Raw genomic sequence first — 10,223 nt, 5'->3', positions numbered from 1 at the left:
CCGGGACGCGTCCCGGGTGCGGTGTCCGCTGCTGGTGGTCGTCTGCGACCAGGACCAGGCGGTCCTCCCCGGGCCCGGGACCGCCGCGGCGCGGCGGGCGCCCCGCGGGGAGCTGCTCACGCTGCCCGGCGGGCACTACGCGCCGTTCATGGACGTCCATGAGCAGGCCGTGCAGGCCCAGTTGTCCTTTCTGCACCGGCACCTGACCGACACCGCCGTGGCCGCCGGTCCGGACAGCGCCGTCGCGGGCACCGCGGCGCAGCACGGCGGACCGGCATGAAGGAGGTCCAGCTGTCCGCCGGGACGGTCGAGTACCAGGACACGGGCCGGGGACCGGTCGTCGTCCTGCTGCACGGGCTGCTGATGGACTCCTCGCTGTGGGACGGGCTGATCGCCGAACTCTCCGTCGACCACCGGTGCGTGGCACCGACGCTGCCGCTCGGGGCGCACCGCCGGGCGATGGGGGCGGACGCCGATCTGTCGCTGCCCGCGGTGGCCCGGCTGGTCGCGGAGTTCCTCGACCGCCTCGATCTGCGGGACGTCACCCTCGTCGGCAACGACACCGGCGGGGCGCTGGTCCAGCTGGTGATGCGGGACGGCGCCGCCCGGGTGGGGCGGGTGGTGCTCGCCTCCTGCGAGGCGTTCGACAACTTCCCCCGGGCCTGACCGGCCGGACCCTGCTGCTCGCCGGACGGCTGCCCGCTCCGCTGTTCGGACTGTTCATGCAGCAGATGCGGCTGCGGACGGTCCGGCGCCTGCCGATCGCCTTCGGCCGGCTGACCAAGCGCGGGGACGCCGCCGCGGCCCGGTGGGTCAGGCCCGTGATGGAGCGGCCGGAGATCCGTCGTGACACGGTGCGGATGCTGCGGGCGGCGGCGGCGGACACCGGCGTCCTGCTCGCCGCCGCCGAGAGCCTGCCCGCCTTCGACCGCCCCGCGCTGGTGGTCTGGGCGCGCCAGGACCGCGTGATGCCCCCGGAGCACGGCCGGCGGCTGGCCGGGCTGCTCCCCCACGGGGAGCTGGTGGAACTGGACGACAGCTACACCCTGCTCGCCCTGGACCAGCCCGCCGAACTCGCCCGGCTGGTACGGCGCTTCGCCGGGGCGGCCCATACGGTCTGACGGCGCGCCCGGCCCACGGATCACCTTCAGCTGACGCAACCTCACGGAGGGCCGCAGGGGGAGTCGCCCCCTGCGGCCGACGTACGGCGTGCCCACCGCACCCGGCGGAGCCCTGGGGCCGGGCGCCGCCGAGAGCGGCCCGCCGGGACCCGCCGACCGGCGCGCCCCCGCCGCCCGGCGGCGATCCGCACGGCCTTCGGCGGCACCCCGGACCGCCTGCGCACCGGACATCCGACGCCTCATCAGATACGGCGGCCCCCGGTGGGCGCCGCGAGGCTCCTCGCGCCCGCGAGCCGCTCGGCACCCCCGTCCGCCGGCCCGGGCCGGACGGTCGGCACCGGCGCCCCCGCGGCCTCCGGGACGCCGCGCCGCGGGACTGCCGTCGCCGGGGGCGGCGGTCCCGCCTCCCCCGGTCACCCGGACAGCCGAGCCCCGGCCCCCGCGGCGTCCGCCGCCCCGCGGGTGTTCCCGCTGGTCGCGCTCGAAGGCCCGACCGGGTGACGGACGGTGACGGGCCCTGTGTGACTTGCACGCCTCCAGCGGCTGTGACTGTGTGGGAGTTGTGCTCTGAAGGGCTCCATGGATCCCGTCCCCCGGGCGGATCGATGCCGGAGGTCGTCACCGTACGCAGCCTTCCGGCCACAGTCCGAATATGGGACGTTCCGCCGCCCCGCGGCTTCGATCGGCACCAGCTGCCGCAGCCGTCCGGCGGACTCCATGCCTCACGATCAGAGGAGACCGACATGGCCACCGTGCAGGATGATCGCATCCGCATGGCCACCAAACTGCGCGTGGTGTTCCTGGTTCGCGTTCTCGAAGGCGGCGAGCAGGGATTCCGCGACGCATACGAGCAGATCCGCACCGCCGTAGCCAAGGTTCCCGGGCATCTGGTGGACCAGCTGGGCGAACCGGTCGACGGTTCCCGGCAGTGGGTGATCACCAGCGAGTGGGAGCAGCCCGAGGACTTCTACGCCTGGCAGAAGAGCGAGGAGCACCGGGCACTGGTCGCTCCGCTGCGCGCCTGGGTGGAGTCGACCGAGTCGCTGCGCTTCAACGTCGTCCGCGAGACCCGGGGAGGCCGCGGATGAACCGCTTCGACGGCCCCGTCGCCGTACTCGGCCTCGGCACCATGGGCAGCGGGCTCGCCGCCCGCCTGCTGGACCAGGGCGTCCCGGTCAAGGTGTGGAACCGCACCGCCGAACGGGTCGCCCCCCTCGTCGAGGCCGGTGCGGTGGCTGCCGCCCGTCCGGTCGAGGCGGTCGCCGGCACCAGCGCCGCGATCTGCACCGTCGCCGACGCCGACGCCCTCGACGCGGTGCTGAACGGGCCCGGCGGGGTGCTCACCGAGGGCCCCTACCCGGGTGTGCTGGTGTGCGCCGGCACCGTGGGCCCGGATGACGTCGCCCGGTTCTCCGGGCAGACCCGTCAGCTGCTGGACGTGGGCATGCTGGGCAACCGTGAGCATGCCCGGAGCGGTGAGCTGCGGCTCTTCGCCGGCGGCTCCACGGATGCCTTCAGCACCGGGCGCCCGCTGCTGGAGCTGCTGGGCAAGGAGGTCGTCCACCTCGGCGCCTCCGGTTCCGGAATGCGGATGAAACTGCTTCTCAATCTGCTGATGGGTATCGAGGTGCAGGCCCTGGCCGAGGCGGCCGAGCTGGGCACCGCGATGGGGCTGGACCGGCAGCAGGTCCTCGGCACCATCGCGGGCAGCGGGTTCGCCTCCCCCGTGATGGCCTTCAAGTCCCGCCGGCTGGCTTCGGGCACCTTCGACAAGCCGGACTTCCGGCTGCGGCTGATGGCCAAGGACCTGCAGCTGGCCCGGGACGCGTCGGCGGCCGCAGGTGTGCGGCTGCCGCTGGTGGAGGCCGCGGCCGACACCCACCTGAGCGCCACCGAGCAGGGATACGGCGACGACGACTGCGCGGCCGTCGTACGCGCGGTCGGGGCTGCCGCCGCAGCTCCGCAGCCCGTCTGAGAACCAGGGCCGGGGCGGCCCCCGCCGCCGCCCCGGCCCTCCCCCACCTTCCTTCTGTTCCTTCTGGAGTCCACACGTGATCATCGACATCCACGGGCACCTCTCCCCGCCCGAGGCCGCCAAGCGTTACCCCATGCCGCCCAGCCTCACCGACGTGGACGGCATGCTGGCCGCCCGGGCGCAGGCCGGCATCGACCTCACCATCATCGGCAGTCCGGTCGGCGCGGGCGCGATGGCCCGGGTCCCCGGCGTCGACAACTACGCACAGCCGAGGGACCGGCTGCGGGCCTTCCACGCCTGGATGTCCGGCCTCGTCCGCCGCTTCCCCGACCAGCTGCGCGGCTATGTGTACGCCAATCCGTTCGGCGACGACGACCATCTGGACGGCGTCCGGGAGACCCTGGCGGACCCCGCCTTCGTGGGCCTGATCACCACCTCCAGCGTCCACGGCGAGCTGCTGGGCTCCCCGCGGGCGGACTCCTTCTTCGCGCTGGCCGCGGAGGCGGGTGTACCGGTCCTGGTGCACGCCCCTGCGGAGCCGGTCGGCACCGAGCAGGTCGTGGACTTCGGGTTCGTGGAGCAGATCGGCCGGTTCGGGGACGTCACCGCGGGGCTGGCCATGGTCGCCTTCGCGGGCTGGCTGGAGAAATACCCCGAGCTGCGGCTGATCGGCGCGACCGGCGGCGGCGCGCTGGCGCTGCTGCCCGACCGGCTGCAGACGGCGGCACGGCCGCGGCACTGGGGCTCGGAGCCGCCCGGCGCGCCCGGGGGCGGCGCCCCGGCGCGGCCGTCGGCCGCGGCGGCCGATCCCGGGGCGGCGCTGCGCCGTCTCTATGTCGACACCAGCGCCTACAGCACCGCTCATCTGCAGCTGAACGCGGAGGTGCTGGGACCCGAGCGGATGCTCTTCGGCACCGACTCCCCGCCGCTGGCCTGTCCCCTGGAGGAGGTGCTGCGCGCCGTGGAGAAGCTGCCGCTGGACGACGCGTCCCGGCAGCTGGTCCTCGGCGGCAACGCCGAGGCGCTGTTCGACCTGGAGGCGCGGCCGTGACCAGTACCGAGTCATGGGCCGTCGAAGCCACCTGCCCGTTCCCGGCCGCGGCCGCCGAGGCGGCGGCGCTGGGCCGCCCGGAGTTCCGCCGCGATCCGCACCCCGTCTACGCCGAGCTGCGGGAGGGCGCGCCGGTCTGCCCGCTGCGGCCGCCGCACGGCCTGGAGACGTACCTGATCACCCGTTACGAGGACGCTCGCAGCGCGCTGGCGGACCCGCGGCTGAGCAAGGACATGTACGGGGCGATGGACTCCTACCGGAGGATCTTCGGCGAGGACTCCACCGCCATGGACGACCACATGCTCAACTGCGACCCGCCCAAGCACACCCGGCTGCGGCGGCTGGTCGGCTCCACCTTCACCCCGCGCCGGGTCGAGTCGCTGCGGCCGCGGGTGCAGCAGGCGGCGACGGCGCTGCTGGAGTCCTGCCCCCCGCACGAACCGGTGGACCTGCTGGAGGCCTTCGCCTTCGCGCTGCCCGTGCTGGTGATCTGCGACCTGCTGGGCATCCCTGCCGAGGACCGCGCCGTGGTGCAGGGGTGGTCCACCACCGTCGCCAGGACCGGCTTCGACCCCCGGTCCAGGCAGGCCGGCCGGCGGGCCGAGGGGGAGCTGCAGCGGTACTTCGCCGGACTGATCTCCCACAAGCGCCAGCACCCCGGCGACGACCTGCTGAGCGCGCTCACCCGGGCCCGGGACGGCAACGGGCGGCTGAGCGAGCAGGAGCTGGTCTCGACCGCCTGGCTGCTGCTCTTCGCCGGGCACAAGACCACCGCGTACCTGATCGGCAACGCCGTCCACCATCTGCTCGGTCATCCGGGGCAGCTCCAGCGGCTGCGGGAGCGCCCGGAGCTGATGGAGAGCGCGGTCGAGGAGCTGCTGCGGTTCGACGGCTCGGTGGAGAGCGCCACCTTCCGCTACGCCGCCGAGGACCTCACCATCGGGGGCACCCGCATTCCCAAGGGGGCGCTCGTCCAGATCTCGCTCAGCTCGGCCAACCGCGACCCGGAGAAGTTCGACGCCCCGGACCTGCTGGACATCGAGCGGGCCGGCGGTGCCCACAGCGCCCATCTGGGGTTCGGGCACGGCATCCACTACTGCCTGGGTGCGCCGCTGGCACGGATGGAGACCCAGATCGCGCTGGCCACCCTCTTCGGCCGCTTTCCGCGGGTGGCCCCGGCGGACCCCGGGGCCCCGGCACGCTGGCTGGAGGTGCCCTTCCCCGCCTTCCGGGGGCTGGCGGAGCTCCCGGTGGTGCTGGACCCGGCCCGGTAGCGCGGCTCCGGCGTACCGGGGGCGGGCCGAGCCGCCCCCGGTACGCAGCCGGGGTCGGCAGCCGGGGAGCCGGCGGGGCTTCGGCGCCGGCACGTGCACGCCGTACCCGAACGGCACGGCCACCTTGAGCCGGACCGGGACCGGCAGCCCCGGCGGGGGTCCGCTCAGGGGGCCTTGAAGAGCATCGGGAAGCCCGGCGCCCGCCAGGGCCTGCGGCCCCAGGACAGCACCTTGCCGCGGGCCATGACCGACAGCAGTCCCGTCCGGCCGAGGGCCAGCAGGAAGAAGGCCACGGGCTCGATCGAGATGGTGCAGTCGGGGCGGCGGGACGGCTCGGTGGTGACGGTGGCGGCGCCGTCGGCGATCGTGACCGCGAAGCGGGATCCACCGCGCAGCCGTATCGCATAGCAGCCGTGGTGCCCGGCCGCGGCACTCGGGTCGATCACCAGGGGCATGCCCGCGAGCAGGAAGGGCATGCACAGCTCCACCCGCGCACGGTCGAGGCGGTACGGACGCCCGAGCGCGCGGGCGATGTCATAGCCGTGGGCGAGCATATGGGTCAGCAGATAGCAGCCGAGGGTGCCCAGGTCCATGGGACCCAGCGGCGTCACCACCGGCGCGGTCGCGGGCCGCCGGGCGGCGGCGCGGACGAAGTCGCGGGCGTGCCCGGTGATCGCCTGGGCCAGCACCGCGGTGTCGCGCTCGGTGAACGCGGCCAGCGACCGGGCGTTGGCCTCGGCGAGGCTGCCCGGGGTGCCGTCGCCGTAGCGGCGCTCGCGGCCGTCGGCGGCGTCCGCCATCAGCTCGTTGGCCACGGCGAGGTGCGCCGCGGCCTCGCCGACGCTCCACTCCGCCCCGGGGATGCGGCGCCCGGCGCCGTCGGGGCGGGTCCGCAGCAGGTCGGCGATCTCCTCGGCGACGGCGGTGACGGCGTCGAGCAGCGGGGCGCCGGCTGCCGCTGCGGCGTGGGGTGCGGTCATGGGGCTGAAGCCTGGGGCAGGGCGGGGGTCGCTGTCCAGACCTGGCGCACGATCGCCCGCGCGGCTGTGACCTGGAGGGTTCCCTCTTGAGGCCCGGCGCGGGGGAAGCAGCCGGGGCCGCACGGGCGCACCGCGCCGCCGCCGTCACCGGTGCCCGGGCGGGCACGCCGTCACGCCGTACGGTCCCAGGCCTCCGGCAGGACCGGGTCCAGGAAGGGGGCGCCGCTGGTCCAGCGCTCCAGCTCGTCCAGCGCGAAGTCCGCCATGCGGCGTAGCTCGCCGCCCATCGAACCGGCGATGTGCGGGGTGAGCAGCACGTTCGGCAGGGTGTAGAGCACCGAGGAGGCCGGCAGCACCTCGGGCGAGGTGACGTCGAGCACCGCGTCGATCCGGCCGGAGACGAGTTCCTCCTCCAGCGCCTGCTGGTCGACCAGCGCACCCCGGGCGGTGTTGATCAGGGTGGCCCCGTCGGGCATGGCGGCCAGCAGCGCCCGGGAGACCAGGCCCTCGGTGCCGGGGAGCCACGGAGCGTGCACGCTGATCACGTCACTGGTGGCGAACAGCTCGGGCAGCGCGGTGAGCCGGGCGCCCAGCCGGGCGGCCTCGTCCGGCTCCACCCAGGGATCGCTGAGCAGGACCTCCAGGTCGAACGGGCGCAGCAGTCCGATCACCCGGCGGCCGATGCGGGAGGCCCCGATGATGCCGATCCGCCGGCGGTAGTTACCCGCCCCCGCGAGCCTGGCGTGCCAGTCGGTGGTGCGGCCGCGGTGGCTGCGGTAGGCGTCCCTGGCGGGCAGCACCCGCTTGTTGGCGAAGAGGATCGCGGCCAGGGTGTACTCGGCGACCGGGACCGCGTTGGCCGCGGCGGCCGAGGTGACCTGGATGCCGCGTCGCCAGCAGGCCTCGGTGACATGGTGCTTGACCGTCCCGGCGGTGTGGACGACGGCGCGCAGCCGGGGGGCGGACCGCAGCACCTCCTCGTCCAGCGGCGGGCAGCCCCAGCCGGTGACCAGCACCTCGGCGCGGGCCAGGGCGGCGCAGGCCGGTGCGGTGGTGAGGTCGTCCAGGACCAAATCGAGGTCGACGTCGACCAGTTCGAGGAGGCGCCGGCGGGCGTCGGCGCCGAGGACGGCGGAGGCCGTCGCGGGGCTCATGGCGAGGACCGCCGCGGGGCGGGGGGTGCGGCCGCCGGTCATCGGACGGCCACCCGGGCGTCCGCGGTCGTGTGCTGCTCACTGCGCGGTGCCCCGGTGGAGTCGCGCACCACCAGCCGGGGCTGGAGGACGATCTGCCGTACCGGAGGGCCGCCGGGTGCGCCGAGGCGGTCCAGCAGCGCGGCAGCCGCCGTCCGTCCCAGCTCGAACTTGGGCGGGGCCACGGCGGTGAGCGGCACCTCGGCGAAGGCGGCGACCTCGTCGTCGTAGGTGATCACCGCGAGGTCCTCGGGGACCCGGACGCCGTGCGCCCGCAGGCGCTGGAGCAGCAGGATGGCCTCCCGGTCGGGGTGCACCAGGGCGGCGGTGGCGCCCGAGTCCCGGCAGGCCTGCGCGAAGGCGTCGGCGCCGCTCCGGTCGGTGCCGCGCCCGGGCGCCACCACCGGTGCGGAGCCGTCCAGCCCCAGCAGCCGGACCGCCTCGGCGTGGCCCTCCGCCACCAGGTCCGCGGTGGGGGTGGCGTGGGCGAGGAGGGCGACGCGGCGGTGCCCCTGTGCGGCAAGGTGCTCGACCGCCCGGTAGGCGCCCTGGCGGTGGTCGCTGAGGACGCACTCGGCGTGGTCGAAGACCTCGGCCGAGCGGCGTTCGACCAGGACGTAGGGCAGGCCGGAGCGCTCCAGGAGGTCCCCGACCGGAGCGGGGACCACCGGGCCCTCGGCGGTGGTCACCAGGAGGCCGCTGCTGCCGGAGCGGATCAGGTCGCGCAGCTGGTCGAGGTCGCGGCCGGGGTCGTAGTCGGTGACGCCGAGCACCAGCCTCGCCCCGGCGCGGGCGGCGGCGTTCTGCGCGCCGCGGATCACCTCGGGGTAGTAGTAGGTCGTGGAGGGCACCAGCATGCCGAGGACCGCTCCGGCGGCCCAGGGGCCGGCCTCGGTGCGCTCGGCCCCGCGCGGGGCTGCGGGGCCGGGTTCCGCGCCGCCGGGCGGCACCGCACCGCCGCGGACCCGGGTCAGTTTCCCCTGGCCCTCCAGGAGTTCCAGGTCGCGCCGGACGGTCCCGTCGGAGACCCCGAGTCCGGCGACCACGTCCGCGACCCGGATCGCCCCATGGGCACGCAGCCGCTCCAGAACGTAGTCATACCGCTGTTGTGCGAGCACGTTCCCTCCGTCCCGTCCGGCGCCGCTGCGGCTCGTGCCCCGCTCCGCCCTGCGTCGCGCATCGGAAACTAACAGGTTTCTACGGGTTCCGGCTGAAGTTGTTGACCCCTTGCGGATCACTGGGCATCGTGGGCGACTGCGCGAAAGGAGCCCACCGATGCGCACCGTCGGCACCCCTGCCGGGAAACTCCCAACTCCGCTGCAGGGCCTGCCCCCTGACGACAGGGCGCTCTCGCCGCACACCGGCTGGACCCGCGCCCACTGGGAGCAGCTGGCCGACCGCATGCTGGACGCCGTACGGCCGTGGGCGACACCGCACCAGGCGCTGATCCACCTCCCCGGACCGGTGAGCGGATCGGGACGGCACAGCGACGGGTTGGAGGGCTACGCCCGGACCTTTCTGCTGGCGGCCTTCCGCATCGCCGGGGCGGACGGCTGCGGCCGCACCGCGGAAGGCCTGGCCGAGCGCTACGCCCGCGGTCTGGCCGCCGGTACCGACCCGGCCTCGCCGGAGCGCTGGCCGCGGCTGTCGGAGTGCGGCCAGGCCAAGGTGGAGGCCGCCTCCGTCGCCCTGGCCCTGCACGAGACCCGGCCCTGGATCTGGGACCGCCTGGACGGCCCGGTGCGGGACCGGGTCGTCACCTGGTTCTCGGAGATGGTGGGAGCGCAGGTCCCGGACAACAACTGGGTCTGGTTCCAGGCGATCGTCGAGGCGTTTCTGCGCTCCGTCGGCGGCCCCTGGGACCAGGCCGACATCGAGCACGCCCTCGCCCGCACCGAGAGCTGGTACGCGGGCGGCGGCTGGTATGCCGACGGGGCCGACACCCCGCCGCCGCTGCGCAACTTCGACCACTACAGCGGATGGGCGCTGCACCTCTACCCGCTCTGGTACTGCCGCATCTCCGGCGAGGCCGCCGAGCCGGGACTCGCCGACCGGTACCGCGCCCGGCTCCGCGCGTATCTGACGGATCTTCAGTACCTGGTCGGCGCGGACGGCTCACCGCTGTACCAGGGCCGCTCGCTCACCTACCGCCACGCCGCCGCGGCACCGTTCTGGTCCGGCCAGATCTTCGGCGCCGGCGCGCTCACCCCGGGCCTGACCCGGCGGATCGGCAGCGGAATGCTGCGGTACTTCACCGAGCGCGGCAGCCTGGACCGGCGTGGCCTGCTCTCCCTCGGCTGGCACGGCGAGCACCTGCCGATCCGGCAGAACTACTCCGGGCCCGCCTCGCCCTACTGGGCGTCCAAGGGGTTCGCCGGGCTGCTGCTGCCGGCCGGCCACCCCGTCTGGACCGCCGTGGAGGAACCGCTGCCGGTGGAGCGCGGCGACTTCGTACGCACCCTGCACGCCCCCGGCTGGATCGCCTCCGGCACCCGCGCCGACGGCATCGTCAGAATCGCCAACCACGGCTCCGACCACGCCGACCAGGGCCCGGTCAGCGGGCACGCCTACGACCCCTTCTACTGCCGCTGGGCCTACTCCACCGCGACCGGTCCCGAACTCGGCGGCC

The 10,223-nt window shown here is 74.9% G+C and carries 9 protein-coding genes and 1 pseudogene; 7 read left to right on the top strand and 3 right to left on the bottom strand.

Going from position 1 to position 10,223, the window contains the following annotated elements; genetic code table 11:
* The 6 genes and pseudogenes from AOK09_RS24175 to AOK09_RS24150 form a co-directional block, all read left to right on the top strand.
* On the top strand, positions 1-280 hold a 280-nt coding region (locus AOK09_RS24175; RefSeq protein ID WP_407675433.1), incomplete at its 5' end, for an alpha/beta fold hydrolase.
* Positions 277-1,121: pseudogene (locus tag AOK09_RS24170) on the top strand (alpha/beta fold hydrolase). The gene AOK09_RS24175 and the pseudogene AOK09_RS24170, both read left to right, overlap by 4 nt.
* Before the next feature lie 743 nt (positions 1,122-1,864).
* A complete protein-coding gene (locus tag AOK09_RS24165; protein WP_055589347.1) occupies positions 1,865-2,209 on the top strand; it encodes an antibiotic biosynthesis monooxygenase family protein in 345 nt (114 codons plus the stop codon).
* Positions 2,206-3,096, top strand: coding sequence for an NAD(P)-dependent oxidoreductase (locus AOK09_RS24160; RefSeq protein WP_055589346.1), 891 nt, complete (start codon positions 2,206-2,208; stop codon positions 3,094-3,096). Before AOK09_RS24165 ends, AOK09_RS24160 begins: the two co-directional genes overlap by 4 nt.
* 76 nt (positions 3,097-3,172) lie before the next feature.
* On the top strand, positions 3,173-4,147 hold the full coding sequence (locus AOK09_RS24155; protein ID WP_055589345.1) for an amidohydrolase family protein: 975 nt from the start codon (positions 3,173-3,175) through the stop codon (positions 4,145-4,147).
* Positions 4,144-5,421, top strand: coding sequence for a cytochrome P450 family protein (locus tag AOK09_RS24150; RefSeq protein ID WP_079063380.1), 1,278 nt, complete (start codon positions 4,144-4,146; stop codon positions 5,419-5,421). The genes AOK09_RS24155 and AOK09_RS24150 overlap by 4 nt, the downstream gene beginning before the upstream one ends.
* Positions 5,422-5,585: 164 nt before the next feature.
* On the opposite strand, the gene AOK09_RS24145 is transcribed toward AOK09_RS24150, so the two are convergent.
* From AOK09_RS24145 to AOK09_RS24135, 3 genes are all read right to left on the bottom strand, one after another.
* The gene (locus AOK09_RS24145) at positions 5,586-6,401 is read right to left on the bottom strand and encodes a maleylpyruvate isomerase family mycothiol-dependent enzyme (RefSeq protein ID WP_055589344.1); all 816 of its coding nucleotides are present in this window, start codon (positions 6,399-6,401) and stop codon (positions 5,586-5,588) included.
* Between the two features lie 170 nt (positions 6,402-6,571).
* A complete protein-coding gene (locus AOK09_RS24140; RefSeq protein WP_055589343.1) occupies positions 6,572-7,597 on the bottom strand; it encodes a hydroxyacid dehydrogenase in 1,026 nt (341 codons plus the stop codon).
* Positions 7,594-8,712: a substrate-binding domain-containing protein gene (locus AOK09_RS24135; protein WP_055589342.1), complete on the bottom strand. Its 1,119-nt coding sequence runs from the start codon at positions 8,710-8,712 to the stop codon at positions 7,594-7,596. Before AOK09_RS24135 ends, AOK09_RS24140 begins: the two co-directional genes overlap by 4 nt.
* Positions 8,713-8,869: 157 nt before the next feature.
* Here AOK09_RS24135 and AOK09_RS24130 point away from each other — a divergent pair.
* Positions 8,870-10,223, top strand: a 1,354-nt coding sequence (locus AOK09_RS24130; protein WP_055589341.1) for a DUF2264 domain-containing protein, incomplete at its 3' end; no start/stop codon positions are given.

Source organism: Peterkaempfera griseoplana (assembly GCF_001418575.1).
In the GTDB taxonomy this organism is placed as follows: Bacteria; Actinomycetota; Actinomycetes; order Streptomycetales; family Streptomycetaceae; genus Peterkaempfera; species Peterkaempfera griseoplana.
This window is presented reverse-complemented; position numbering and strand designations above follow the sequence as displayed.